Origin of the sequence: Mycobacterium sp. 1482292.6, from assembly GCF_001672995.1 — a bacterium.
Classification (GTDB): domain Bacteria; phylum Actinomycetota; class Actinomycetes; order Mycobacteriales; family Mycobacteriaceae; genus Mycobacterium; species Mycobacterium europaeum_A.
Map to the genome: position 1 here is coordinate 19,505 of NZ_LZKV01000117.1, position 26,080 is coordinate 45,584.

24 protein-coding genes and 1 tRNA gene are annotated in these 26,080 nt (G+C 67.0%); 13 read left to right on the forward strand and 12 right to left on the reverse strand.

The features are described from left to right. The first annotated feature begins 39 nt into the window (after window positions 1-39). Both A5624_RS12080 and A5624_RS12085 read left to right on the forward strand, forming a co-directional pair. Window positions 40-2,025: a molybdopterin-dependent oxidoreductase gene (locus A5624_RS12080; RefSeq protein WP_066866388.1), complete on the forward strand. Its 1,986-nt coding sequence runs from the start codon at window positions 40-42 to the stop codon at window positions 2,023-2,025. A gap of 145 nt (window positions 2,026-2,170) precedes the next feature. Then, window positions 2,171-2,524, forward strand: coding sequence for a hypothetical protein (locus tag A5624_RS12085; protein ID WP_156748903.1), 354 nt, complete (start codon window positions 2,171-2,173; stop codon window positions 2,522-2,524). 204 nt (window positions 2,525-2,728) lie between these two features. Here A5624_RS12085 and A5624_RS12090 read toward each other — a convergent pair whose 3' ends face one another. Continuing rightward, window positions 2,729-3,586, reverse strand: a complete 858-nt coding sequence (locus A5624_RS12090) for an LLM class flavin-dependent oxidoreductase (RefSeq protein ID WP_066866392.1) — start codon at window positions 3,584-3,586, stop codon at window positions 2,729-2,731. A 14-nt stretch (window positions 3,587-3,600) separates the two neighbouring features. Further along, window positions 3,601-4,341 carry an SDR family oxidoreductase gene (locus A5624_RS12095; protein ID WP_066866441.1) on the reverse strand — a complete coding sequence of 247 codons (741 nt, stop codon included), beginning with the start codon at window positions 4,339-4,341 and terminating at the stop codon, window positions 3,601-3,603. A gap of 99 nt (window positions 4,342-4,440) precedes the next feature. Between A5624_RS12095 and A5624_RS12100 the strand changes: the two genes are divergently transcribed. Continuing rightward, window positions 4,441-5,448 carry an Lrp/AsnC family transcriptional regulator gene (locus A5624_RS12100; RefSeq protein ID WP_066866394.1) on the forward strand — a complete coding sequence of 336 codons (1,008 nt, stop codon included), beginning with the start codon at window positions 4,441-4,443 and terminating at the stop codon, window positions 5,446-5,448. Between the two features lie 45 nt (window positions 5,449-5,493). Here A5624_RS12100 and A5624_RS12105 read toward each other — a convergent pair whose 3' ends face one another. Continuing rightward, window positions 5,494-5,994, reverse strand: coding sequence for a hypothetical protein (locus A5624_RS12105; RefSeq protein WP_231997767.1), 501 nt, complete (start codon window positions 5,992-5,994; stop codon window positions 5,494-5,496). A 116-nt stretch (window positions 5,995-6,110) separates the two neighbouring features. Between A5624_RS12105 and A5624_RS12110 the strand changes: the two genes are divergently transcribed. Continuing rightward, window positions 6,111-7,076: a DMT family transporter gene (locus tag A5624_RS12110; RefSeq protein ID WP_066866396.1), complete on the forward strand. Its 966-nt coding sequence runs from the start codon at window positions 6,111-6,113 to the stop codon at window positions 7,074-7,076. Here A5624_RS12110 and A5624_RS12115 read toward each other — a convergent pair. The 4 genes from A5624_RS12115 to A5624_RS12130 form a co-directional block, all read right to left on the reverse strand. Further along, window positions 7,064-7,609 carry a hypothetical protein gene (locus A5624_RS12115; RefSeq protein WP_231997768.1) on the reverse strand — a complete coding sequence of 182 codons (546 nt, stop codon included), beginning with the start codon at window positions 7,607-7,609 and terminating at the stop codon, window positions 7,064-7,066. The two genes, A5624_RS12110 and A5624_RS12115, sit on opposite strands and share 13 nt — an antisense overlap. Before the next feature lie 8 nt (window positions 7,610-7,617). Then, entirely contained in the window at window positions 7,618-9,459 is a 1,842-nt protein-coding gene (locus A5624_RS12120) for an alpha/beta hydrolase (protein ID WP_066866398.1), read from the reverse strand. 255 nt (window positions 9,460-9,714) lie between these two features. After that, a complete protein-coding gene (locus A5624_RS12125; protein WP_066866401.1) occupies window positions 9,715-9,921 on the reverse strand; it encodes a hypothetical protein in 207 nt (68 codons plus the stop codon). 166 nt (window positions 9,922-10,087) lie between these two features. After that, window positions 10,088-10,171 (reverse strand) — tRNA-Tyr (locus A5624_RS12130). 69 nt (window positions 10,172-10,240) lie between these two features. Here A5624_RS12130 and A5624_RS12135 point away from each other — a divergent pair. The 4 genes from A5624_RS12135 to A5624_RS12150 all read left to right on the forward strand — a co-directional run bounded on the left by A5624_RS12135 (window position 10,241) and on the right by A5624_RS12150 (window position 15,217). Next, window positions 10,241-10,732 (forward strand): YajQ family cyclic di-GMP-binding protein, encoded by a 492-nt coding sequence (locus A5624_RS12135; RefSeq protein ID WP_066866403.1) that lies wholly within the window; start codon window positions 10,241-10,243, stop codon window positions 10,730-10,732. Window positions 10,733-10,822: 90 nt separating this feature from the next. Then, complete coding sequence (locus A5624_RS12140; RefSeq protein ID WP_066866405.1) at window positions 10,823-12,334, forward strand: NAD(P)/FAD-dependent oxidoreductase; 1,512 nt, start codon at window positions 10,823-10,825, stop codon at window positions 12,332-12,334. A gap of 61 nt (window positions 12,335-12,395) precedes the next feature. After that, window positions 12,396-13,421, forward strand: coding sequence for an NAD(P)H-dependent glycerol-3-phosphate dehydrogenase (locus A5624_RS12145; protein WP_066866407.1), 1,026 nt, complete (start codon window positions 12,396-12,398; stop codon window positions 13,419-13,421). 242 nt (window positions 13,422-13,663) lie between these two features. After that, window positions 13,664-15,217, forward strand: a complete 1,554-nt coding sequence (locus A5624_RS12150) for a SulP family inorganic anion transporter (RefSeq protein WP_231997769.1) — start codon at window positions 13,664-13,666, stop codon at window positions 15,215-15,217. A 54-nt stretch (window positions 15,218-15,271) separates the two neighbouring features. Here the strand turns inward: A5624_RS12150 and A5624_RS12155 are convergent, their stop codons facing one another. The 3 genes from A5624_RS12155 to grcC1 all read right to left on the reverse strand — a co-directional run bounded on the left by A5624_RS12155 (window position 15,272) and on the right by grcC1 (window position 17,527). Beyond that, entirely contained in the window at window positions 15,272-15,496 is a 225-nt protein-coding gene (locus tag A5624_RS12155; protein ID WP_066866409.1) for a helix-turn-helix transcriptional regulator, read from the reverse strand. 58 nt (window positions 15,497-15,554) lie between these two features. Then, a complete protein-coding gene (htpX, locus tag A5624_RS12160; protein WP_066866411.1) occupies window positions 15,555-16,418 on the reverse strand; it encodes a zinc metalloprotease HtpX in 864 nt (287 codons plus the stop codon). Window positions 16,419-16,519: 101 nt separating this feature from the next. Next, window positions 16,520-17,527: a nonaprenyl/(2E,6E)-farnesyl/geranylgeranyl diphosphat synthase gene (grcC1, locus tag A5624_RS12165; protein ID WP_066866413.1), complete on the reverse strand. Its 1,008-nt coding sequence runs from the start codon at window positions 17,525-17,527 to the stop codon at window positions 16,520-16,522. A 22-nt stretch (window positions 17,528-17,549) separates the two neighbouring features. On the opposite strand from grcC1, the gene menJ reads away from it, so the two are divergent. Continuing rightward, complete coding sequence (gene menJ / locus A5624_RS12170; RefSeq protein WP_066866415.1) at window positions 17,550-18,788, forward strand: menaquinone reductase; 1,239 nt, start codon at window positions 17,550-17,552, stop codon at window positions 18,786-18,788. Between the two features lie 112 nt (window positions 18,789-18,900). Further along, window positions 18,901-19,317, forward strand: a complete 417-nt coding sequence (locus A5624_RS12175) for a DUF732 domain-containing protein (RefSeq protein WP_066866417.1) — start codon at window positions 18,901-18,903, stop codon at window positions 19,315-19,317. A gap of 7 nt (window positions 19,318-19,324) precedes the next feature. On the opposite strand, the gene A5624_RS12180 is transcribed toward A5624_RS12175, so the two are convergent. Next, a complete protein-coding gene (locus A5624_RS12180; protein WP_066866419.1) occupies window positions 19,325-20,017 on the reverse strand; it encodes a demethylmenaquinone methyltransferase in 693 nt (230 codons plus the stop codon). Window positions 20,018-20,074: 57 nt separating this feature from the next. Here A5624_RS12180 and A5624_RS12185 point away from each other — a divergent pair, with 57 nt between their 5' ends. From A5624_RS12185 to A5624_RS12195, 3 genes are all read left to right on the forward strand, one after another. Beyond that, window positions 20,075-20,899, forward strand: coding sequence for an SDR family oxidoreductase (locus A5624_RS12185; protein ID WP_066866421.1), 825 nt, complete (start codon window positions 20,075-20,077; stop codon window positions 20,897-20,899). A gap of 159 nt (window positions 20,900-21,058) precedes the next feature. Beyond that, entirely contained in the window at window positions 21,059-21,250 is a 192-nt protein-coding gene (locus A5624_RS12190; RefSeq protein ID WP_066866423.1) for a CsbD family protein, read from the forward strand. 115 nt (window positions 21,251-21,365) lie between these two features. Continuing rightward, window positions 21,366-22,853 (forward strand): FAD-dependent oxidoreductase, encoded by a 1,488-nt coding sequence (locus A5624_RS12195; RefSeq protein ID WP_066866425.1) that lies wholly within the window; start codon window positions 21,366-21,368, stop codon window positions 22,851-22,853. A gap of 7 nt (window positions 22,854-22,860) precedes the next feature. Here the strand turns inward: A5624_RS12195 and A5624_RS12200 are convergent, their stop codons facing one another. Continuing rightward, complete coding sequence (locus tag A5624_RS12200; RefSeq protein WP_066866426.1) at window positions 22,861-26,034, reverse strand: adenylate/guanylate cyclase domain-containing protein; 3,174 nt, start codon at window positions 26,032-26,034, stop codon at window positions 22,861-22,863. Window positions 26,035-26,080 lie beyond the last annotated feature (46 nt).

Below are 26,080 nucleotides of genomic sequence, written 5' to 3' on the forward strand. Positions count from 1 at the left end.
GATAGGCCTTCTCGAAAAGCGAGAGTACGTTACCCAGGTATGCAAACGGTGCGTAGCTTCTGCCGCGTCTGCACCTCGGTCTGCGGCATCCTCGTCGACGTCGACGGCGACGAGGTGGTCCGCGTCCGCGGCGATCAGGACCATCCCTTCTCGCACGGCTACACCTGCCCCAAGGGCCGCGCGCTGCCGCAGCTGCACCACCACCCCGATCGGCTCGAGCGTCCGCGGATGCGGGTGGACGGGCGGTTGCAGGACGCCACCTGGGACGCCTGCCTGGACGACCTGGGCACCCGGCTGAAGGAGATCATCGATCGGCACGGACCGGCGTCGGTCGCGTTCTACTTCTCCACCATGGAAAGCGCCGGCTTCCGGATGGCCGAGGCCCTGCACGCCGCGATCGGCACGCCGGCCAAGTTCAGCCCGCTGACCATCGACGGCACCGCCAAGCCGCTGGTCTCGGATCTAGTCGGCGGGTTCATGGGGCTGTCCGGCCGCACCGACCTGGACAACGCCGACTTCCTTTTGCTGGTTGGCGTCAATCCCGTTGTGTCGCATGGCCATGCGATCTCGATGCCCAACCCGACCGGCACGGTGCGCGAAATCGCCCGGCGCGGTCAGGTGTGGGTGATCGACCCGCGCCGCACCGAGACCGCCCGGCTGGCCACCGCCCATCTGGCGCCGCGGCCCAGCACCGACCACGCGGTGCTGGCCTATCTGGTACGCGAAATCCTGTGCGACGGAATGAAATCCGATGTACCGGTGCAGGGCATCGACGCGCTGTCCGCCGCGGTGGCGCCGTTCACCCTCGAGCACACCGCAGCGCTGGCCGATGTCGCGGAAGCCGACCTGCTCCGGCTGTGCGAGGCGGTGCGCGCCGCCGAGTGCGTCGCGGTGGAAACCGGCACCGGTGTCACCATGACGGCCGAACGCGCCAACGTCACGCAGTGGCTCGCGTGGGTGCTGATGATCCTCACCGGCGCGATGAACCGGCCCGGCGGGACGTGGTTTCATCCCGGATTCGCTTACCAGCTGGAGACTTTCGGCGAGTTCCTGCCCGTCACGCCGATCGAGGGTGTCTTCGGTCCCGGTCCGCGCAGCCGCCCCGAGGCGCAGGCCTTCATCAACGAGTGGCCGTGCGCGGTGTTGCCCGACGAAATCGCCGCCGGCAACATCCGCGCGCTGATCAACGTCGGCGGCAGTCTGGTCACCTCGTTCCCCGAGACGGGCAAGCTGATTCCGGCCCTGCAGAACCTCGAGGTGTTCGCCACCACCGAGATCATCAACAACGAGACCACCGAACTGGCCACCCACGTCCTGCCCACCAAGGATCCGCTGGAGCGGCCCGACATCACCATCCACGACATCCTGAGTTCGCATGTGTCGGTGCAGTACAGCCCGGCCGTCGTGGCCCCGGTCGGCGAGCGGCGCTCGATGTGGTGGGTGTTCGCCGAGCTCGGCCGGCGGCTCGGCTATGACCTCGGCAATCTCGGGAACCCCGACACCAGCACCGACGACGACGTGCTGGCCGTCCTATTGGCAGGCGCGCGAACGGGTTTCGAGGAGGTAGCGGCGGCGGGTTGGGCCGAGGCTCCGCGCGAGTTACCGGCGGCCTGGGTCGACGAACATGTCGCGCGGATGGGGGGCTGGCGGCTGGCGCCGCCGCTGCTGGTCGACCAGCTCGCCGCGCTGGAACCGCCCGCACCCCTGGTGATGGTGCCGCGCCGGCAGCGCCGAAAGCTCAACGGGCAGCTGGACTTTCTCGGTGAGGCGCCCGAGATCCTCATCCATCCCGACGACGGCGCAGCGGCCGGGGTCATAACCGGCCAGAGGGTGACCGTCCGCAGCACGAGCGGAGAACTGACCGGCATCGCAAAGGTCGACGACTCCATCCGGCGCGGAGCGGTGTCGATCCCGCACGGCCACCACGTCGCCAACGTCAACCGCCTGACCAACAAGGACGATATCGATGTGGTGACCGGCATGGTGCGCTACTCCGGCATTCCCGTGAGCCTGCACCCCGCCTAGGCGGACAGATCCCTGGCTCTGCTTGGTGACGTCGGGCAGTCGGCGCAGGCAGACAGTTTGTGACGCAACAGCTTGCGGATAATCAAGCATCGAGGGTTCAGTCGATTAGATGGGCGGGCAATCGGTGACGGTGATCATTTCCCGCGTGGCCAACGCGCTGATCGCCGATGTCGACGTCACGGTACCGACGACGTCGATCAATAGACGGGTCCTGGACCGTTACCGCCGCCGCCACGGTGGTCTGTGGGTCGGCGGCCGGCTCACCGTTACCGAGACCGATGTTCAGTTCCACGCCAACGCCCTCAACCGCTCGATCCAGTCGGGACAACTGGACATCATCGTCGGCCTCCGCTCGGTCGAATCCGTCGAACTATTGCCAGGCGTTCTCACCAAAATCATCGCCATACACACCGGTGACCGGGTGACCAAATTCCGCTGCTTCGGGGCGGCGAAGGTCGCGGACCGAATTCGCGCTGCAGCGTCTTCCGCGGGCGCTTGAACTGGCTCCGGTCAGGTCTTGCACCGCTCGATGAATCGGCAGACGAGGAAGTCATCTGCACCACAGATCACCGCGTCGGCTGTCCGATGTGCCCAGTCGTGACAGGGTGTCGTGGGCCGCGATCATGTCGATGCTGCGCGGTGAGATGTCAGTGTCGCCCGGCCGTACCGACAACGTGGCCGCAACGGCTCTCGGTGAACGTCATCAGAAGACCGCATCGGCTAGGCGGTCGACCTGGTCGATCTCGGCGACACACGGATGGAAGATGACTCCGTCGAAACCTAGGTCGCGGTAGGCGCGCACGGTCTCGATCGCCTCGTCCGCCGAGCTGAGCATGTCGGCGACGTTGAGGGCGGCGAAGTCAGGCTTGAAGCCGTAGTAGCGCTGCAGATGGGAGCGACCCATAGCGATGGTGTCGGCATCGCCGAAAGCGAAGTTGACGCTGGCCGCAAGCCACGGGCGTCCCGCGCGGCCCGCCTCCGCCCATGCCACCCGCACCCGATCGGCCAGCGCAGACTGGTTGGCGTAGTCACGCAACGCCCCTGCGGTCCAGCCGTCACCGATCGCGGCCGCGCGGCTGATCGTCGCGTCCGCTCGCCCGCCGAACAGGATCGGAATCCGCACGGGCGCAGGGGTCAGCGGCTTATCGCCCGTCACGGTGTGGGCGTCACACGTTGCGCGCACCACGGCCACGGTCTCGTCGAGGATGCGCCCGCGCCGGCGATAGTCCACGCCGACAGCGGTGTAGTCATCGGGTCGGCTGCCGATGCCCAGGCCGAGGGTGAGCCGCCCACCGGATGCGGCGGCAAGGGTGGCGACTTGCTTGGCCAGCGGCACCGCGGGGTACAGCGGAGCCAGCAGCACGTTGGTCGTCAGGCCGATGTTTGTGGTCGCGCCCGCGGCTACAGACATCGCGACCAGCGAGTCGAGGCTTTCGTAGACCAGCCGGTCTATGGCGGCTAGTGCCGCGAAACCGCGCCGTTCGGCTCGACGCGCCCACTCGGCGGTCAACGGCCCGGGCACGTGTGCGATATGGCTGGGCAGTCCGATTCCAATGTGCATGGCGATATCGCTCCTTATGAGTTGATTGCCGCAAAGACGTCGTCGTAGTTGCCGTCGCGGGCGGCGAATCGCACGTGTTTGGCGGCATCGACCACGATCTCTGCGGCGTCAGGCCGGCCGTGCAACAGCGAAAATGCCTCGGCGACAAAGGCGTTGACCGACATCGTGGCCGCGCCATCGCCCCGTTCGGCAAGCATGTCGGTCTGGACCCGCGGCGGGATGATCTCAATGACCTGGACCCGGGTGTGACGCAATTGGTGGCGCAACGACTGGGTGTAGGCGTGCAAGCCCGCTTTGGTCGCTGAGTAGCTCGGCGCGTCCGCTCTGGGGACGAACGCTAAAGCGGAGGTGATGTTGGCGATTGCGGCGTGCTGCTGGGAGAGCAGCGTGCGTAGCAGTGCCGCCGTGAGCCGTATCGGGCCCAGCAGGTTGACCGCGACCGTCTGCTCGGCGATGTCCGCCGAGGTGGTTAGCAGGTCCTCGGAGCGCATCACCCCCGCGTTGTTGATCAGGATGTTCAGACCGGGGTGGCTGCCGGTCAGCTCAGCGGCCAACCGGTTGATGCTGTCCGGCTCCGCCAGGTCCAAGTGGCGGTATTCGATGCCCGGGTTGGCATCGGCGACGGCCTGCAGCACGCCGCGACGGCGTCCGGCGATCACGACCTGGTTGCCGGCTCGGTGCAGGGTTTCGGCCAGGCCGCGACCGATTCCGGTGCCGCCACCGGTGACCAAAATGGTGTTTCCTGTCGGCTTCATGGACTTCAGGCTCGCAGCGACGGCGGTGAACTTGCGATCGTTGCGGCGAAATTGTGCAGAAGTCCTCACCCAGACCGCGATCGACGCATACTTTTCGTTGTGCTTGACGACTTAGACGCGCAGATTCTGCATGCCCTGCAGCTGGCTCCTCGGGTGTCGTTTCGCCGGATCGCCACCGTCGTCGAAGCCACTGAGCAAACGGTCGCGCGTCGCTACCATCGGCTGCGCCGCGACGGCGTGGTGCGCGTTGTCGGGCTGGAGAACCGGTGGATCGATGGGGAGGGGAGTTGGGTGTGCCGGATGCGCGCCGCACCCGAACGCATCCAGCAGCTGGCCGACGCCTTGGTGCGCCGGCCAGACGTGTCTCATGCCAACGTGCTGGCGGGATGGACCGACCTGGTTTGCGTCATCCGTGCGCCGGTGGGTGACACCCGGGAGGATCTCCTGAAGCTACTCCCGCGAACAGCCTCGGTCACCGACATCACCATCGACCTGCTGCTGCATTCGTTCGGGCAGCCTCACAGTGCACCGTGGACCGGTTACGGCCGCACCCTCACCGACCGGCAGGCCGCAGCGATCCTGGCGGAGCGAACCGGTCGGATGCCCGGCGCTCAGCGGTGCTCGCCCACTGCCGCGGACCGCCCGATCTTCGAGGCGCTCGCCGAGGACGGCCGGACGTCGCAACCGAAACTCGCCGCACGCGCCGGCTGGTCGGTGGCCAGAGTGGGCCGGCGACTCGGGGCGCTGGAAGCCGGCGGCGCCCTGCTCTTCGACGTCGACGTGTTACCGGAACGACTCGGCCACCAGCTCAGCGCGATGCTGTGGCTGACAGTAGCGCCCCGCGACATCCAATCCGTGGGCGAGCGCATCGCTGCGCACCACCACATCGCCTTCGCCGGCGCCATTAGTGGGACCAAAAACCTTGTGGCGATTGCGATCTGCCGGGACATCGATGATCTGTACCGGTACCTCAGTGAGCAACTCGGACAGATCGCGGAAATTCTCAGTTACGAGGTCAACATCCGCACTCAACGCCTCAAGCAGCACGGATCGCTGGTGGCCCAAGGAAGGCTGATCAACTCCCGCCCCTTCCGCACTGGGCGGTGAGCCGCCCCGGCGCGGCGCGCCGTCGAATGAAGCACGGCTGCACCTTCAGCCCTGCTCGCGGACAACCCTTTTCGCTCCGAAGGCGACGAGCGCGGTGCAGATCACCAGCACGCCGGTGGCCGCGGCTTCGGCGATCAACGAGCCGGAGTTCAGCACTTGCCGGTCCGGCACCAGGGAAATGCCCATCTCGTTCTTGGCGTCGCCGGCTAGTACCGCCGGATAGACCAGGCACACGACGGCGGTGACGAACGCGACGACCGCGCATCCACATGCGACGAGCCCGAGCACGCGCACTCGGGCCGCGCCCAGGACCGCGGCGCCGGCCGCGAGGGAGGCGATCAACACGACCCATCCCGGCACGCTGTCCACCATGCCGGCGAGCAGATGGCCGTATTCCTGCCTGTCCTCGCCGACGTAGACGCCCAGGCCATTCCACCGAATGGGCAATCCCAGCCGGCTGACGTCGACCCAGGGCAGCAGTGTCAATGCGGCTGATGCGATGGCCGCCGCGACGGCCACCACGGTGATCACCTTGGTACGCAGCATGTTTCCTTTCGATCGGCCGGCCGGGACGAATTTCGCGCCGGCCACTCAGGGTAGGCGGGATGGCCCGTCACGCAAAGGGCGAGTTAACCCCCGAGGTCAGGGGTACCCCACCGGGCATGGGGTGGGTAACCGAGCACGCGGTCGCGATCTTCTCGGCTTTGCTTTCGGCGTTCTGGGCTGCGGTGGGAATCGTCGTTCGGCAGCGCGCGACCCACCGGGTTCCCGGTGATGAGGCCATGTCCGCCACGATGGCGACGACGCTGGTTCGCCAACCGCTGTGGTGGGCCGGGACGTTTGCCGCGGTTGCCGGCTACGCGTTCCAGGCCGTGGCGCTGGCCCACGGCTCGCTGCTGTTGGTCCAGCCGTTGTTGGTGTCGTCGCTGCTGTTCGCGCTGCCGCTGAGCGCGGCGCTGTGCCACCAGCGCATCAGCGGGCCCCAGTGGGGGTGGGCGATGCTGCTGACGGCGGCGCTGGCGGTTTTCCTGCTGGTGGGCGAGCCCCGGGAAGGGCATAGCCGCCCCCCGATACCGGCGTGGACGCTGGCGCTGCTGATCACGGTCCCCGCGGTGATCGCCTGCGTCGTCGCCGCGCACCGCGCCGCGGGCCGGATGCGAGCGTCACTGCTGGGTGTCGCCGTGGCGGTCCTGCTCGGCATGATCGCCGTGGTGACCAAGGTCTGCACCCACCGCTTCGCGATGGGCGGCTGGCATGCGCTCTTGACCGTCCCGGCCCCGTACGTGCTGGTCGGACTCGCGGTGACGGTCACGGTAGTGCAGAACTCCGCGTTTCACGCCGGCGCGCTGCAGGCGTCGGTGCCGATCATGCTGGTGGGCGAACCGGTGGTCGCCGTCCTGCTCGGCGTGGTGGTGCTCGGCGAGCACTTGGCGGTGGGCGGCGCTAGCGCGCTCGTCCTCGTCCTCGCGGTGGTGGCCATGGGGGCGGCCACCGTCGCGCTCGGCCGCAGCCAGGCCATCGAAAACGGCGGCGTCGCGGGCGAGGCGCCCACCGCAGCGCCGGAGCGTGACGAGGCCGCGCTGACGGCGGTCGGGGTAAGCCCGCGCGGCGGGCGTTACGCCAACTGATCCTGGGGTATCGGTTCGGGCAGCGTGTTCGCTTTGGTGGTCATGTCTTTGCATTCGCCGTAGATGGTGATCGACCCGCCGGAATTCTGCACCGGCGAGTAAGGATCGAAGACCGCCGTAACCCCTTGTTTGCTGACCGCGGAGCCGTGCGTGCGGAAGTCTCCCGGCCCGCCCCAGCCGTGTTGTTTCAGGGTCGCAACCATCTGCTCGATCTCGGCTCGGGATGCTTCCAGGGTGGGCGCGTGGTCGTAGGCGATGCCGACGATTCCCCGGAAGGGCGCCACAGCCTGGTCGTTACAGGAGTCGCGGCTGAAATGCGCCGACACGCCTTTGAGTCCCAGCGTGGTGGCGATCTCTCGCGCCGCATTGACCACTTGGGCCCTGGATTGTTCGGGAGTCATCGGGTTGGGCACCCCTTCGCTCAGATTCCTTACGCTGCTGCAGGATTGAAGCGCGAGGGTCAGCACCCCCGCCGCGGCGAGGGCAAGCAACCACCGCCAGGTGGCGCTGCTGATTCCCCTTAAGGTGTTCATGGCTGTTCTCAATGGTAGTGGCCTCCTGTCGGGCGTCGAAGTGCCTCCGGGTCGAATTCATCGGGGAGCCAGTAACTGCCGCGGTGCTGTGCGGTCATATTGTCGTGTTCTAGTGCGTCACCGTGACCGGATGCGATGTCGGCGATGCTGAACAACGATTCGTTCCCGGGCGTGAAGTAGGAGCTGTGGTCCTTCAGCGGGAAGGTCAGCCCCGGCGCTTCGGCCTTGAACCGTGTCGAACCCCAGCCTTCGACGGCCGGGTCGCTACCGAGCCCGACCGTGACTCCGGTTCCGGGCAGGTGTCCCTGGATGCCGCCGAGGTGGGTGATCGGGTCGGTGGATGCGGCGCCGACATAGACGTGTCCGCCTTCGGGAAGGTGGAAGTCGCCGGCGTTATGGGCAAGGTCGGTTCCTGGACAGCCCACCAGGACAACGTCATTGGCGTGCATCCCGGATCCCGCCGCGGCGTCGGCCACCGTAGTGGAGCCGTAGGAATGACCCACCACGGTCACGTGTGAGTTGCCCGGTTGGTGAGTCACGCCGAGCGCGTTGACATCCCCGGCCAGTAGGCCTCCTCCGTTTCTGGCGAGCGTCGTCTGCCCGATCTGGGGATCTAATGCGCTGTCTGGGGCGTGATACCCCATCCACACCAGAACCGAATTCGATTTGTTCGGATCGGCCCGTTGCGCTTCGTTGTAGATGTTTCGTCCGTCCGTGTGACTCAGATAGCCGTCGCGCACGCTGCTGCCCGTTCCCGGTACGAGCACGGTGGTGTTGTCGGCCTTGTCGGGGTTGCCGATGGCGATGGCTTCCCTGCCCCGACCGTCGAACGCTTCGGGATCGTAGGTCTGCAGGAACACCGGGTTCTTGCTGCCATCGGGGTTCGTCCCGTTCGTGTTGAGGCCGTCGCGTGTCTTGAGCGCGTTGTTGTAACGGGTGATGGCCGACGGCGACAGGCCGTACAGCTCCGGATGCTGGGTCACCTGGTCAACACCGACATGGGCTCGGTCAGCGGCGCTTTGCACGCGGGCGATGTCGTCGTTCATCACCGCCTGGTTGACCGTGTCCCGGCTCACGGTCTCAATGCCGTTGAGGTTGCCCAACTCCGGCGGATGCTGCGCGAGCAACTGATCGCGCTGTTCCTGACTGAGGGAATTCCACCACCGCTTGACGTCTTCGGGTTTGGTGTTCGGTGGCGGGATGTGAATCTGTTCGGGTTTGTCCTGGGCGTCCGCCGGCGCAAGCGGCTTGGGGTCATACCCGTCAGCACGCAGATTTCCCAGCGAGTTCTGCAGCGTGGCCGAATAGTCGTTGCGTATCGAGTTCAGCTGGTTGAGAGCGACTTTGGTGTCGTTGACGGCGGACGTTTTGATGGCATCGATGATGGCGTGCAGTTCCCGCTGGGTCTGCGCGTCAGGGTGGTCCCGCAGATCCTGCTCCGCCAGATCGATCAGATGGTCGAGCTGCTCCAATTGCCCTTCCAATTGGGCGATCTCGCGGGCTCCCGCCTGTTGCGCGCCGGCCAACGAGGCGGCGATGTTCTCCAGGTCTGCGCCGATTTTGGGCAACTGTTCGGATTGCGCGCCAAGCGATTTGACGGTGCGCTGCACTTCAGCGGAGTCGTTGATCGGGCTGCCGCCGTCCTGATGGTTCCAGGCGGCGTTGAAGCGTTGCTGCGCCTGCGCGAATGCGTGGTCGGCCTCGGCCGTGTGGCGGCCCGCCCCATGGAAGGCTTCCGCCAGACGCGCGATCTGGGCCGGGTTACCGGCCTGCAGGGTTCGGTTGATCGCCCACGGGTCGCCGCCGGCCCCCGCGATCAGCTCCGCGATGGTGAGATGCTTCAACTGCATCGCATGTCCGTACCGCGCACGGGAGAAAGATTACCGCCGCCAGGTTGTCGATCAATTCACCTTCGGCTGCGAGCGTCACTTTGGATGCCAAGGGATTTCGCCATGAGACGATTCGTGAACCCGACGATCAAAAGGACTCGAAAACGCGAGCGCGACAAGGCAATCCAGGTCAGGAGCACAGCAGCAGGACACCCTCCCGGTGGACTTGGAGTTGGAGGAAGTACCGGGAGGGTGCCTGGCTTTTGTCGACGGTGGTCACCTGGCGCGTGAGTCGCCCTCCACGACGAATAAGAGCCGATCGACGAAGGCGAGATCGTCGGCCAGCTTTTCGATCAGCTCCGCGGCGCGAGCCTGCCGGACCCCGGCCAGGCGATCGTGCGCGGACACGGCCGACTCACGGGCGGCGAGGATGGCGGTACGGCATTGGCGTAACGCGCCGAGAGCGTCGGGAGAACCAGCCATGATCGCCCCCTGGGTGATGCTGTGCTGGATGAATTCCCCCCAGCACGCCCGGCGACACCGGCTTGACCGAATTGTTACAACTTGTCTTGTATTAATTGCGCACGTGTCGCACAGCGGGCGCCGGCGGCGAGCGTGGACTACGCACGGCGCCGGCCGAAAACAGGCTTGGTGGCAGGTACAGGATTCGAACCTGTGAAGCTTTCGCGACGGATTTACAGTCCGCTCCCATTGGCCGCTCGGGCAACCTGCCGCCAGACAGGTTACAACGAGCGAGTAGACAAAGCACAAACGCCTATCACCGGATGAAGGGACGGAATGCATGGCGGACTCATCGTTCGACATCGTCAGCAAAGTGGATCGCCAGGAGGTCGACAACGCGCTCAACCAGGCCGCCAAGGAGCTGGCCACCCGCTTCGACTTCCGCGGCACCGACACCACAATCGCCTGGAAGGGCGACGAGGCTATTGAGCTGACCTCGTCCACCGAGGAACGCGTCAAGGCGGCCGTGGACGTCTTCAAGGAGAAGCTGATCCGCCGGGACATCTCGATGAAGGCCTTCGACGCCGGCGAACCGCAGGCCTCGGGCAAGACCTACAAGATCAACGGCTCCCTCAAGCAGGGCATCAGCAGCGAGAACGCCAAGAAGATCACCAAGCTGATCCGTGACGACGGCCCCAAGTCCGTCAAGACGCAGATCCAGGGCGAGGAAATCCGGGTCACCAGCAAAAAGCGTGACGACCTGCAGGCCGTCCAGGCGCTGCTCAAGCAGGCCGACCTGGACGTGGCGCTGCAGTTCGTCAACTACCGCTGACCGGCCCGGCGCGTTTTCCCGGTTCCTAGCCCGACCAACCGGTGGGTCTCTAGGCTAGTGACGAGTCCCACAATTTGAGCGAGGTTCGCGATGACCGTGACTCCCCAGCAAGCCGCCGACGGTGGTGCGACCGAGGCCGGGTACACCGACGTGATCATCGTCGGTGCCGGCATCTCCGGCATCGACGCGGCCTATCGGATCACCGAGCGCAATCCGCACCTGACCTACACCGTCCTGGAGCGGCGAGCGCAGATCGGCGGGACGTGGGACCTGTTCCGCTACCCCGGGGTGCGCTCGGACAGCAGCATCTTCACGCTGTCCTTCCCGTTCGAGCCGTGGATCCGCAAAGAGGGCGTGGCCGACGGCGTGCACATCCGCGAGTACCTGGCCGCCACCGCGCGCAAGTACGGCATCGATCGGCACATCCGGTTCAACAGCTATGTGCGGTCGGCCGACTGGGACTCGGCGACCGACACCTGGACGGTCACCGTCGAACAGGACGGGGCGCGCAAGCTCTACCGCGGGCGCTTCCTGTTCTTCGGCAGCGGCTACTACAACTACGACGAGGGCTACACGCCCGACTTCCCGGGCATCGAAGAGTTCCAGGGCACCGTGGTGCACCCCCAGCACTGGCCAGAAGACCTCGACTACACGGGCAAGAAGGTGGTGGTGATCGGCAGCGGGGCGACCGCGGTCACGCTGCTGCCGTCGTTGTCGGACCGGGCCGCCAAGGTCACCATGCTGCAGCGCTCGCCGACCTATCTCATCTCGGCGTCCAAGTACGGCACTGTCGCCGCCGTCTCCCGAAAGCTGTTGCCCCGCAAGCCCGCCCATCTCGTTGTTCGCATGTACAGCGCTCTGACCGAGGCGGTGTTCTTCGCGTTGTCGCGCAAGGCGCCGGGGTTCGTGCGCTGGCTGTTGCGGCGCAAGGCGATCAACAGCCTGCCCGCCGGCTACGACGTCGACACCCACTTCAAGCCGCGCTACAACCCGTGGGATCAGCGGATGTGCCTGATCCCTGACGCCGATCTGTACAACGCGATCACCGCGGGCTCGGCCGAGGTGGTCACCGACCACATCGACCACTTCGACGCGACCGGCATCGCGCTGAAGTCCGGCGGCCATCTCGACGCCGACATCATCGTCACCGCCACCGGCCTGCAGCTGCAGGCGCTCGGTGGGGCCACGATCAGCCTGGACGGCACCGAGATCAAGACCAGCGACCGCTTCGTCTACAAGGCGCACATGCTCGAAGACGTGCCCAACCTGTTCTGGTGTGTGGGCTACACCAACGCGTCGTGGACGCTGCGGGCCGACATCACCGCCCGGGCGACCGCAAAGCTCATGGAGCACATGGCCTCTCACGGCTATACCCGCGCCGCCCCGCATCGCGGCAACGAGCCGATGACCGAGAAGCCGTCGTGGGACATCAACGCCGGCTACGTGTTGCGCTCGGTGCACATGCTGCCGAAGTCGGGCACCAAGCGGCCGTGGAACGTGCGGCAGAACTACCTGGCCGACGCGCTGGACTACCGCTTCGACCGGATCGAGGAGGCGATGGTGTTCGGCCGGGTCGATGACCGCGCGCCGCTGGCCGGCTAGCCCGGTCTGAGTGTTCGTGAACTGCTACTAAATCGCAGGTGTCCGCAATACGCTGATCGCCATGGCATCTGAGAAGCGCGAACCCAAAGTCGTTGTGCTCGGTGGCGGTTCCTGGGGCACCACCGTGGCATCAATCTGCGCGCGTCGCGGTCCGACGCTGCAGTGGGTGCGCTCCGAGGCGACCGCCAGCGACATCAACGACAACCACCGCAACAGCCGCTACCTCGGCAACGACGTCGTGCTCAGTGACACCCTGCGCGCCACGACCGACTTCGCCGAGGCGGCCAACTCCGCCGACGTCGTCGTGATGGGCGTTCCCTCGCACGGCTTTCGGGGGGTGCTGAGCGAGCTCGCCAAGGAGCTGCGGCCGTGGGTGCCGGTGGTGTCGCTGGTCAAGGGGCTCGAGCAGGGCACCAACATGCGGATGTCGCAGATCATCGAGGAGACGCTGCCCGGCCACCCCGCCGGCATTCTGGCCGGGCCGAACATCGCGCGCGAGGTCGGCGAGGGCTACGCCGCCGCGGCGGTGCTGGCGATGCCCGACCAGCACCTGGCGACCCGGCTGTCGGGCCTGTTCCGCACCCGGCGCTTCCGCGTGTACACCACCGACGACGTCGTCGGGGTGGAGATGGCCGGGGCGCTGAAGAACGTCTATGCCATCTCGGTCGGGATGGGCTACTCGCTGGGCATCGGCGAGAACACCCGCGCGCTGGTGATCGCCCGCGCGCTGCGGGAGATGACCAAGTTGGGCGTCGCCCTCGGCGGCAATCCCGATACCTTCCCGGGCCTGGCCGGCCTGGGTGACCTCATCGTCACCTGTACCAGCCAGCGCAGCCGCAACCGCCATGTCGGTGAACAACTGGGGGCGGGCAAGCCGATCGACGAGATCATCGCCTCGATGAACCAGGTCGCCGAGGGCGTCAAGGCCGCCAGCGTGATCATGGAGTTTGCCAACGAATTCGGGCTGACCATGCCGATCGCCCGCGAGGTCGACGCCGTGATCAACCACGGCTCGTCCGTCGAGCAGGCCTACCGCGGCCTGATCGCCGAGGTACCCGGCCACGAGGTGCACGGTTCCGGCTTCTGAACTGGTCGTTCCGAGCTGGCCAAATTCAAATCTTTGCGTTCTCTATGGGCACGGCCCGCCAGCTTGACCGGTCTTTGCCAGCAAAATACCGTCAATCCAGGCGGCCAGCGGTATCCGGGCGCGATCCTGCGGGTCACCCCGGCGTAATCGTTTGTACGCCAGCGCGTTACGAAGAAGTAATGAGCGCACTATGGGCGGATATCGGAACATCCCCCGCTAACTCCTATCGAGGGACGCGACCGATGCACAACGTTGAACAGTCGGGCCAAAAAACCCGTGCACGTCGGCTGAGCGAACCGCGCATCAATCGGTTGCGCGGCATCATCCGGCACGACCTACCGTCATCGCTGGTGGTGTTCCTGGTGGCGCTCCCGCTGTCACTGGGGATCGCGATCGCTTCGGGCGCCCCGGTGCTCGCCGGCCTGATCGCCGCGATCGTCGGCGGCATCATCGTCGGCTCGCTGGGGGGATCGCCGCTGCAGGTCAGCGGTCCCGCGGCCGGGCTGACAGTCGTGGTCGCCGACCTGGTTTCCGATTTCGGTTGGGGCATAACGTGTTTGATCACCGTTGCCGCCGGAGTGGTGCAGGTGCTGCTGGGCCTGAGCCGGGTCGCCCGTGCGGCCCTGGCGATCTCACCGGTCGTCGTACACGCGATGCTGGCCGGCATCGGCATCACGATCGCCCTGCAGCAGGCGCACGTGTTGCTCGGCGGGAAGTCCAAGAGCACGGCGTGGCACAACCTCATCGGGCTTCCGGGCCAGATCATCGGCGCGCACCGGCCGGGGGTCATCCTGGGCGTGCTGGTGATCGTCATCCTGGTGGGCTGGCGCTGGGTTCCCGCCAAACTGCGCCGCATTCCGGGTCCCCTGGTTGCCATAGTCGCGGTGACGGTGATCTCGGTGGTCTTCCCGTTCCACGTGCGACGGATCAACCTCGAGGGCTCCCCGCTGGACGCGCTGCGATTGCCGGATCTTCCCCACGGCAACTTCGGTGCGGTCGCGATCGGGGTGATCACGGTGGCGCTCATCGCCAGCGTCGAGAGCCTGCTGTCGGCGGTGTCGGTCGATCGGATGCACAACGGTCCGCGCACCGATTTCAACCGCGAGTTGGTGGGGCAGGGAGCCGCCAACATCGTGTCGGGCACCATCGGCGGGCTGCCGGTGACCGGGGTCATCGTCCGTAGCTCGACAAATGTCAACGCGGGCGCCAAGTCTCGCGCCTCGGCGATCATGCACGGCGTCTGGATCCTGCTGTTCACCATCCCGTTCGCCGGGCTGGTCGAAGAGATCCCCACCGCCGCGTTGGCCGGACTACTCATCGTCATCGGCATTCAGCTGCTCAAGCCGGCCCACATCGAAACCGCAATGAAGCACGGCGATCTGGCGGTTTACGTCGTGACCGCCGTCAGCGTCATCTTCCTCAACCTGCTGCACGGCGTCATGATCGGGCTCGCGCTGGCCATCGCCCTGACCGGATGGCGGGTGATCCGGGCCAAGATCGAGGCAACGCCGGTGGGCGACGACGAGTGGCGGGTGAGCATCGAGGGCGCGGCATGCACCTTCCTGGCGCTGCCGAGGCTGACGCGGCTGCTGGCGTCGATTCCGCAGGGCGCGACGGCGACGGTGACCCTTGCGGTCCACTACCTCGATCACGCCGCCCATCAAACGATCACCGACTGGCAGCAACAGCACGAGGCGACGGGCGGGACGGTGCACATCCGGGGCGGGACCGACACGGGCCGCCGCGACGTGCACCAACCGCTGGTCGAGGCCCAAAGCCCGGGTGCCGCAGCATAATTGGCCCTCGTGTTGAGCCGGTTCGGGGACGAGGCGCCGTGGGTGCCCGGCCGGTCAGTCCACGTCGATGCGGATGTGTAGCCGCTTGCCGCACACCTGCGCCAGCCGTTGCAGCACGTCGACCCGGGGCACCTCGGTCCCGTCCTCCGAGGCGGCGACCTCGGCCTGGGTGGTGCCCAGCGACTCGGCCAGCTGGGCCTGGTTCATCCCCGCACCGGCGCGCGTTTCGAAGATCAAGTCGGGCAGATCCAATGCCAGCCCGGCTTCGTGAATGTCCATCGAGTTGGGTTCAGTCACCGCCAATCACCGTCCAACTCCGATGGTACGTGGGTCGGGGCTACCGCCCGGCCATTTGTTCCAGCCGGCGGATGCGGTCCTCGATCGGCGGGTGCGTCGAAAACAGCGACCCGATCCGCTCGCCCGCGCGGAACGGATTGGCGATCATCAGGTGCGCCTGGCTGGCCAGCTGGGGCTCGGGCGGCAACGGGGCCGCCTGCACCCCGCCGGAGATCTTGCGCAGGGCCGACGCCAGGGCCAGCGGGTCACCGGTCAGCACCGCGCCCGATTCGTCCGCCTGGTATTCGCGTGATCGCGACACCGCCAACCGGACCACCGTCGCCGCGATCGGGCCCAGCAACGAAACCAGCAGCAGCGCAAAGGGATTCTCGCCGTCGCGGTCGTTACCGCCGAACATGCCGGCGAACATGGCCATGTTGGCCAGCGCGGTGATCACCGACGCCAGCGCCCCGGCGATGCACGAGATCAGGATGTCGCGGTTGTAGACGTGCGAAAGCTCGTGTCCCAGTACGGCACGCAGCTCGCGCTCGGTGAGGATGCCCAGAATGCCGGTGGTGCAGCACACCGCCGCGTTGCGGGGGTTGCGCCCGGTCGCGAATGCGTTGGGCGCGTTGGTGTCGCTGATGTACAGCCGGGGCATCGGCTGGTGCGCGGCGGTGGCCAGCTCACGCACGATCCGGTACATGGCCGGCGCCTGCACCTCCGACACCGGCTGCGCGTGCATCGCCCGCAGCGCCAGCTTGTCGCTGTTGTAGTACGTGTAGACGTTCATCCCGATGGCGAACAGCACCGCGAGGAACATCGCGGTCTTGCCGAAGAGCGAGCCGACGAACACGATCAACGCGGACATGCCAACCAACAACGCGAACGTCTTGAACGTGTTGTGATGCGGATGCCAGGTCATCGGTGTCTCCTCGGAACACTCGGGTCGCGCGTTACTGCCGATTACAGCTCATAGAACGCCCGAGACGGCCCCGTTGGTTCCACAGGCGCTCGCGATCACCGCTAGCCGTGCCGGCTGATGGTGTAGTCGACCAGCGTCTGCAGCGCATGCCGGCCCGGGACGTCGGGCAGCAGGGACAGCTCCTGATGCGCCTGGTCCGCGTATTCCTGCAGCGACTGCTTGGCCTTCGCCATGCCCGGCGATGCCCGCAACAATCCCAGCGCCTCGGCCACCGCCTCGTCGTCGTCGATGGGCCCGACCAGCAGCTCGCGCAGCCGCGCAGCTTCGGGCCCGGGTTCGCGCAGCGCGTAGACCATCGGCAGGGTGTGCACGCCCTCGCGCACGTCGGTGCCGGGCAGCTTGCCGGACTCGTGGGAGTCGCTGTCGATGTCGATGATGTCGTCGGAGATCTGGAACGCGGTGCCCACGATGCCGCCGAGGCGGCTCAGCCGCTCCACCTGATCGGGGTCGGCGCCGGAGAACATCGCCCCGAACCGGCCCGCCGCGGCGATCAGGCAGGCGGTCTTCTCGTACACCACCTTCAAGTAGTGCTCGATCGGGTCGGATCCCTCGACGAACCCGCGGGTCTCACGCATCTGGCCCGTCACCAGTTGGGCGAACGTCTCGGCGATCAGCCGCACCGCCTCCGGGCCCAGCCGCGACACCAACCGGGATGCCGTCGCGAACAGGTAGTCGCCGGCCAGGATCGCCACGTTGTTGCCCCAGCGCACGTTGGCGGTGGGGGTGCCGCGGCGAACTTCCGCCTCGTCCATCACGTCGTCGTGGTACAGCGTGGCCAGGTGCACCAGCTCGATGACGGCGCCGGCGATGGTCACGTCCGCGCTGTCCGGGTTGGGCCCGATCTGCGCCGACAACACGGTGAACAGCGGCCGGAACCGCTTGCCGCCGGCCTTGAACAGGTGGGTCAGCGACTCGGTCATGATGTCGTCGGCGCTGCGCAGCTCGGTGTCCATGAGCTGCTCGATCCGTCCGACGCCGTCGCGTACGGTCGCCGCGAAAGCCGGGTCGCCGAAGTCAACGCCCGCCACCACCGTCGCCGGAGTACTCACGGGACCAAACATACTGGTGTGCATGAAGACGGGAGCGACCCGAGCCCTCGAGGCCCAAGTGGTGGTCGTGGGCGCCGGACCCGCCGGTTCGGCGGCGGCGGCCTGGGCCGCCCGCGCGGGCTATGAGGTGCTGGTCGTCGACTCGGCGAGCTTTCCCCGCGACAAGGCCTGCGGCGACGGGCTGACTCCCCGCGCGGTCGCCGAGCTGGAGCGCCTGGGGCTGCGGGACTGGCTGGACACCCGCATCCGGCATCGGGGGCTGCGGATGAGCGGGTTCGGCGGCGAGGTGGAGGTCGACTGGCCGGGCCCCTCGTTCCCGTCCACCGGCAGCGCGGTGGCCCGCTTCGAGCTGGACGACCGGATTCGCAAGGTCGCCGAAGATTCCGGGGCACGGATGTTGCTGGGGACCAAGGCTGTTGCCGCACAACATGATTCGTCGGGCCGGGTGAGGTCGGTGACGTTGGCCGACGGCACCGAGGTGAGCTGCGCCCAGCTGATCGTCGCCGACGGGGCCCGGTCGACGCTGGGCCGCAAGCTGGGCCGGCGCTGGCACCAGGAAACGGTGTACGGCGTCGCCGCCCGCGGCTATCTGGCCACCGCGCGCGCCGACGACCCCTGGCTGACGTCGCATCTGGAGCTGCGCGGACCCGAGGGGGCCGTGTTGCCGGGGTATGGCTGGATCTTCCCGCTCGGCAACGGCGAGGTGAACATCGGCGTCGGGGCGTTGTCGACGTCCAAGCGGCCCGCCGATTTGGCGCTGCGGCCGTTGATCGACTACTACACCGACCTGCGCCGCGACGAGTGGGGATTCTCCGGCCGGCCCCGCGCGGTGGCCTCGGCGCTGCTGCCGATGGGCGGCGCGGTGTCGGGGGTGGCCGGTGCCAACTGGATGCTCATCGGTGACGCCGCGGCCTGCGTCAACCCGCTCAACGGCGAAGGCATCGACTACGGGCTCGAGACCGGGCGGCTGGCGGCGGCGCTGCTGGACCACCCCGACCTGTCGCAGGTGTGGCCGTCGCTGTTGCAGGAGCACTACGGTCGGGGCTTCTCGGTCGCCCGGCGGCTGGCGTTGCTGCTGACTTTTCAGCGGTTCTTGCCGTCGACCGGACCGATCGCCATGCGCTCGACGGCGCTGATGACCATCGCCGTGCGGGTGATGGCCAACCTGGTCACCGACGACGACGCGGACTGGGTGGCCCGCGCCTGGCGCGGCGGCGGGCGGCTGTCGCGGCTGCTCGACCGCCGCACGCCGTTCAGCTGACCGAGCGTGCGTATCACCGCTGGTCGGCGGGCCGGCCGCGGTCCCACGGGGCCGGCGATCGTCGATCTACTTTCGTCCGCGCACCCGCGGCGAGGCGTGTATAGTCCAGCTAATGAAGGGAACGAGGCTGGCTACTATCGGAGCCGCTGCCGCCGCCGCTGCTGCTGCTATCGCGCTGGCCGGGCCGGCGCAGCTTTCCGCGCCCGCGCAGGCCGACCCGCCACCGACGGCGCCATACCCGACGCCGCGCACCCCGTCGCCCCCGAGCGACTACGACGCCCCATTCAAGAACACCGTCAACGGCTTCGGCATCTACCAGCCGCAGGACCAGCTGGCGTGGCTGGGCAAGATCACCTGCGAGCGGATCGGTAGGGGCGTGGACGGCGACGCGTACAAGTCGGCCACCTTCATCCAGCGCAACCTGCCGCGCGGCACCACTCAGGGCCAGGCGTTCCAGTTCCTCGGCGCGGCGGTGGACCATTACTGCCCCGACAAGGTCGGCTTCGTGCAGGCCGCCGGCAATCACTAAAGCTTTCTCAGCGCAACGGTTTGTACCCGGCGTGTAAGGCGACGATGCCGCCGGTCAGGTTGCGCCAGCGCACCCCCGACCAACCGGTCCGGGTGATCTGCTGCGCTAACCCCGCCTGATCGGGCCACGCCCGAACCGATTCCGCGAGGTACACGTACGCGTCGGGGTTGCTGGACACCGCCCGGGCGACCCGCGGCAGCGCCCGCATCAAGTACTCCTTGTACACGGTGGCGAACAGCGTGTTGGTGGGCGTGGAGAACTCGCACACCACCAGCCGGCCACCCGGCCGCGTGACGCGGGCCATCTCGCTCAGCGCGGCCTGGGTGTCGACGACGTTGCGCAGCCCGAAACTGATTGTCACGGCGTCGAATACGTCGTCACCGAACGGCAGCCTGGTGGCGTCGCCGGCGACCTTGGGAACGTTGCGCGCGGCACCGGCCGCCAGCATGCCGACCGAGAAATCGGCGGCCACGCACCACGCCCCGGATTTCCTCAGTTCCACGGTGGACACCGCGGTGCCCGCGGCGAGGTCCAGCACCTTCTGACCGGCACCGATGGCCAGCGCCGTCCGGGTCGCCTTGCGCCAGTACCGGTCCTGACCCATCGACAACACGGTGTTGGTCAGGTCGTACCGGCGGGCGACGCCGTCGAACATCGACGCGACGTCCCGGGGATCCTTGTCCAGCTCCGCGCGACTCACCAGGCAAACGCTACCTGTTCGGGGAATGAGGTGGCGCGGTCGGCGTTGTATGGGGGCGTGACGGAAAAAGTTTGGTTTATCACCGGGACATCGCGAGGTTTTGGACGGGCGTGGACGATCGCGGCGCTGGAGCGCGGCGACAAGGTCGCGGCCACGGCGCGCAACACCGCCGCGCTGGACGACCTCGTGGGCAAGTACGGCGACGCGCTGCTGCCGATCCGACTGGACGTGACCGACCGGGCGGCCGACTTCGCGGCGGTCAAGGAAGCGCACGACCACTTCGGCCGGCTCGACATCGTGGTGAACAATGCCGGCTACGGCCAATTCGGGTTCGTCGAGGAACTCTCCGAGCGGGACGCACGCGATCAGATCGAGACCAATGTCTTTGGGGCACTGTGGATCACCCAGGCCGCGCTGCCGTACCTGCGCGAGCAGGGCAGCGGCCACATCATCCAGGTGTCCTCGATCGGGGGCATCACCGCGTTCCCGTTGGTCGGCATCTACCACGCGTCGAAGTGGGCGCTGGAGGGCTTCTCGCAGGCGCTGGCCCAGGAGGTCGCTCCGTTCGGGGTGCACGTCACGCTGATCGAGCCGGGCGGTTTCGACACCGACTGGGCCGGCGACTCGGCCAAGCACGCCGATCCGCTGCCGGCCTACGACGACGTTCGCGCCGCCGTGCAGGCCGAGCGCAGCCGCCGGTGGGCCAGCCCGGGTGACCCGTCGGCGTCCGCGGCCGCCCTGCTCAAGGTAGTCGACGCCGAAAAGCCGCCGCTGCGAGTGTTTTTCGGCGCTTCCCCGCTGGAAACCGCCAAGGCCGACTACGAGAGCCGGCTGCGCAACTGGGAGGAATGGCAGCCCGTCGCTGAGCTCGCGCAGGGCTGATCGGCCGTCGATTCGTGTCGTAACGGCCTATCCAGGTCGGCTCGCCTGCTCGATTTGGTCCTCGATTGCGGACAAATAGCACGCGAAAAGAGAGTTGCGGCGAACCCGAAAACGGGTAAGCGCTGTGGTACCACCTGGAACGGAATCGAGGGACACGTTATGAGCGGCGCGGATAAGGCCCGAAACAAGGTGCGGCTGATCACGGGCAAGCTCAAGGCGGCAACCGGCCGCGCCACCAACGATCCGACGTTGGCAGCTGAGGGCAGAGCGGACCAGCGGGCGGCCCATTTGAGGGACGCCGGTGAAAAGGTCAAAGACGCATTCCGGCCTCGTCGGCGCCGACAGGTCTAGCCGACGAGCCCACCGCTGCGACGCGACAGTCGGCAGCAATGGAGTAGTCGATTACTCACCCCGCCACCACGCAGCGGACAGATAATTGTGGACGTCTGCGAGGAAAGGCGGTCCGATGTCCGCACCCCAGTTCCCGCCAGTGGAGAGCTGCGACGTTTGCATCGTCGGAGCCGGCATCGCCGGGTTGAACGCCCTGTTCGCGGCCAGCCGATACCTGTCCCGCGAGCAAAAGGTGATCCTCATCGACCGGCGGCCACGCGTCGGGGGCATGTGGGTCGACGTCTACCCCTACGTCCGCCTGCACCAACCGCACCCGATGTTCACGGCGGGCAACATCGCGTGGACGCTCGGCAAGGACCGCAGCTACCTGGCGACCAAAGGCGAGGTGCTCGACCATTTCGAACACTGCGTCGAGGTCATACGGCAGCGAGTGCAGGTCGACGAGTACTTCGGCTGGAATTTGGAGTCCGAGGTAGAGCAGAACGGAATCGTGCGGGCCACCTGTAGCGCCGCCGACGGCCGCAGGCTCGTGGTCGAGGCCAAGCGGTTGATCAAGGCGTATGGCCTGGGGATCACGCCGAACGAACCGCTCGAGATCTCCAGCGCGCGCGTCCATTCGGTGTCGCCCGACTACTGCGACGTCCGGACGGGCGACATCCGGCAAAGCGATGCACCTGTGTGGATCATCGGCGGCGGAAAAACCGCGATGGACACCGCACACGCACTGATCACGACCTACCCCGGTCGACAGGTCAACATGGTCGCCGGCCGCGGAACGTTCTTCTCCTGCCGCGACACCCTGTTGCCGAGCGGCGCCCGCCGCTGGTGGACGGGCACACCGCCGAGCGCCGTCGCGACCCAGCTGAGTCGTCGGTACGACGGCACGAACGAATCGGAAGTCCAAGACTGGTACCGCGCCACCCATGGCACGTTCCTGACCCCACAGTCGGACAACTTCGTGTTGGGCGTCTTGTCGCAGGCCGAGAACCGCACGATCTCCGCCGGCCTGAACGATCTTGTCATGGACTATTTCGAGGATGCGGTCGACCGCAATGGCAGCACCGATCTGGTGTTGCGGAGCGGATCGACGAAGACGATCGAACCGGGCAGCTGGATCGTCAACTGCACGGGCTACGTCAAATTCCCCGACGAGTACCCATACGAGCCCTACGTATCACCCAGTGGCGCAGTGGTTTCCATCAACGTGCGGTCGGCCACGCTGCACTTGCCCGCGTTCATGGGGTATTTCCTGGGCCACCTGATGTTCTTGGGCAAGCTCGGAGAGATCCCGCTCTACGAAATCGACTGGATGCATCTGCGGCAAAAGGCGCCGCTGGCGTTCCCGTACGTGCTCTTCGCACTCGTCGGCCACAACCTCAGCCTCATCTACGACAACGTGCCCAGCCGCGTGTTCGCCGAGAACGGCCTCGATTTCGACAAGTGGTATCCGCTGGCGCGCCGCCTGCCGGCTGTGGCGCGGTTCATGCTCACGCACCGCCGCGAACGGGAGCGCCAGCGCCGCGTCCTCGACACGGTCCGGGAGCGATTCGGAATCCGTTGCGGCCCATTGAGTCCGCAACGCGTGTCCGGCGCGACAACGTAGTACCCCGTCATGGCAGCATCTCGGCCCAGCCGATATGCCCTTCGTAGCCGACTGTTTTGGCCATATCGCGATACTCATCCCGAAATCGCGTGTAAGCAAAGGCGTCACCCTGGGCGCGGGCCAGCAGCGCCCGCATCCGCGACGTCCAGATGTCACGCATCGCCAAACCCTCATCGGCCGGAGCGGTCGCCAACCGGTCGATCGCGACCTCGGCTTCAGCCACATCATGGTCGGTCGCGCGAGGCAGCAGCGTCTCCACCAGAACCGCCGTGGCCGGAATGCCCCATAGCAGAAGGCGTTCGCAACGAAATAGATGGTCGACGGCGGCGCGAATCGCCGGTAGGCAAGCGTCGTGATCTCCCTGCCTCGCCGACTCACGGGCCGCGTAGACCTCGACAATCGGCAAATCGCTCAGATTGTGTCCTTGGCCCGAGAACACTTCCCCGGTCTCAACCAACACCTGCCGGCCCCGACTGCGCTCGTCATGGCTGTCGCGGTGCACCAGCGCAACGCCCAGCGTCGCCTTGATGAATCCCACCACCACGTCATCGCTGGATCGCTCGGCGACTCGTAGCGCGTTCTTGATCTCGTGCAGCGCAACGTCATCGGGCCTGCGCACGCCGAACGGTATTCCCAGCAGATAGATGTAGCCGACCACCCCGGCGTAGGACGCGGCGTCAGCGCGGCGGGCCATAGCCAAGCCGTGGCGCAGGTCTGCTGACCATCCGCGACGACCCAGCGAATATCGCGCCATACCCCGCGACACAAAGGCGAGCGCCAACGGGCATCCCACTAGGAAGTTGCCTTTGGATGGATCACCGTCGGCCAGGTCGATAGTGGCTTGTGACCATTGCAGCACGTCACACCATTCGGCGTTTTCGATCTTGCCGTAGATCACCGGGAAGGACAGACCCACCGTCAGGTTCGGGTCTGCGACCGACTCAGCCAGGGCCCAGGCAGCCGAGGCCAGCTGCGACGCCTCGCGCACCCGATCCTGATGCGCGTAGCCAACCACCATCCCCGCCGTTGCGATCCCAAGTGACGCCTTATCTTCCGCGGCGCTGCACAACTCCCGCAATTCATCGAAGCGGTCACCGGCAAGGCTGGCGTGGACTCGCCAGCCCGTCCCGCACAACATGGTGCGTGGCGCTATGCGCATGGCCGGCCGGCGCGGGTGATCGGCGGGCAGGGTGTCGGCGATGTCTGCCGCGCGCCCCCAGCTCGCTCGCGCGGCGCTGATGTCCCGGTTGGTCGCCCAGGTGGCGGCGCGCATGTGCCAGTCGTAGGCGGCGGGCAGATCACCGGCGGCCTGCACATGTTCGGCGATCAACGCCGCGTTTTCGTCCCCCGATTGCGGATCGCGGGCTTCGATTGCGGCGGCCACCCGCCGATGCAGCTCCGAGCGATCCGATCTGAGTTGTGCGCCATAGGCCACCGAGTGAATGAGCGGATGGTGGAACACATACTCCGGGCGCCGAGTGAGGCCGACGACATCGATGAGCTGGGCCGCCAGTAGTTCGTCGATCTCGGGCTCAACATCCAACACGGTGAGTAGGTCCAGCCCGAACCGCGAGCCGATGACCGCCGGCGCGCCTAGCGTGCGCTTGGCTTTCGGATAGAGGCGGTCGATGCGCGCGGCGATGGTCGCCTGCAATGTGGCCGGCACGCTCACTTCGCCGACCTCCGTTGCCGACGTGTAAGCACCGGGCTCGCCTCGTAGCACACCGCGATCGGCCAGTTCACGCACCAACTCCTCGGCGAAGAATGGATTACCGGCGGCGCGCTCGGCGACTCTGCGACCCAGGGCACCGACCGACGGGTCCGGCCCGAGCAGATGTGTGACCAGTGCTGCCGTTTCTGAATTACTCAGCGGTGCAAGGGCTATGGCGCGCGCATCGGACACCCGGGTCAACGCACCCCGGTACTCCGGCCGGTGGGTGACCAACACCAGCGTGGGCGTTCGCGGGACCACCTCGAGGAAATCGGTCAGCATCGACTCGCTGATCTCGTCGATCCAGTGGGCGTCCTCGACGACAAAGACCGCCGGGCGCTGGCGGGCCAGTCTGGCGGCGTGCACCAACGCGGTCAACCGCCTGCGACGCGCATTGGGATCAACCGCGGGCACGGCGGTGGTCGGGTCGGCGATGCCCAGCATGTCGTCGAGCAGCAGCACGTCCTCGGGATCTGCGTCCGGAAATCGGTCCCGTACTCGCGCGCGGGCCGCCTGTCCCCCAAGACCTTCGATGCCCGTGACCGCCCGCAGCAGCCGCGCCACGGCATGGAATGGGACCTGGCTGGTGTGTGACTCACAACAGGCGGTCAACACCTCCGCACCCCGAACCGCTGCCATCGCGGCCACCTCGCGCGCCAGGCGGCTCTTGCCGATGCCGGGTTCGCCCACCACCACAACTACAGCGCCGTGACCGGCGAGGGCGCGCTCCAACAAGCCCTCGACGGCGGACATCTCCCACCGACGACCAACCAGATTCGAGTCGGCGCGACCGGCGGCGCGGTGCCGGTCTCCGATGCCCAGTAACCGGTGGGCGGTGACTGGTTCGTTGACGCCCTTGATGCGGACCAACTCCGGTTCGCTTAGCGCCGCCGCCTCGTCAACCAGTCGCGCGGTGGAGACGCTGAGCATCACCCCGCCCGGCGGTGCGACCGATTCCATCCGCTGGGCCAGGCCCACCTGATCACCCATCGCGGTGTAGCCGAAGGATCCAGAACCGAGCTCACCGGCGATCACCTGACCGGAGTTCAGCCCCACCCGCACGAGCAACGTCGCACCGTCTCGGCCCTGCACCTCGCTGCCCAGCGCCTTGGCTTCTTCCTGAATGCTCAGCGCCGCGAGGCATGCGCGCAGGGCGTGGTCCTCCATTGCCGCCGGCGCGCCGAACACCGCCATGATGCCGTCGCCGGTGAACTTGTCCACCGTGCCGCCGTACCGCCGGACGACGGCCGCGCAGCGGTTGGCCAGGTCGACCATGATCTCGCGCAACCGCTCCGTCCCGACGGTTGCGGCGATGTCCATCGAGCGGACCACGTCGGCAAACAGGACCGTGACCTGTTTGTACTCGGCGCGGCTAGCATCGTCGCGTACCGGTGCGCCGCAGTGATGACAAAACCGGGCGTTATCAAGAGTTTCGGTGCCACATGTCCGGCACGCTGCTATGGCCGTCATCCGCCCCTCCGCTGATCCGGCCCCCACGTCTGCAGTGGTTCTCCGA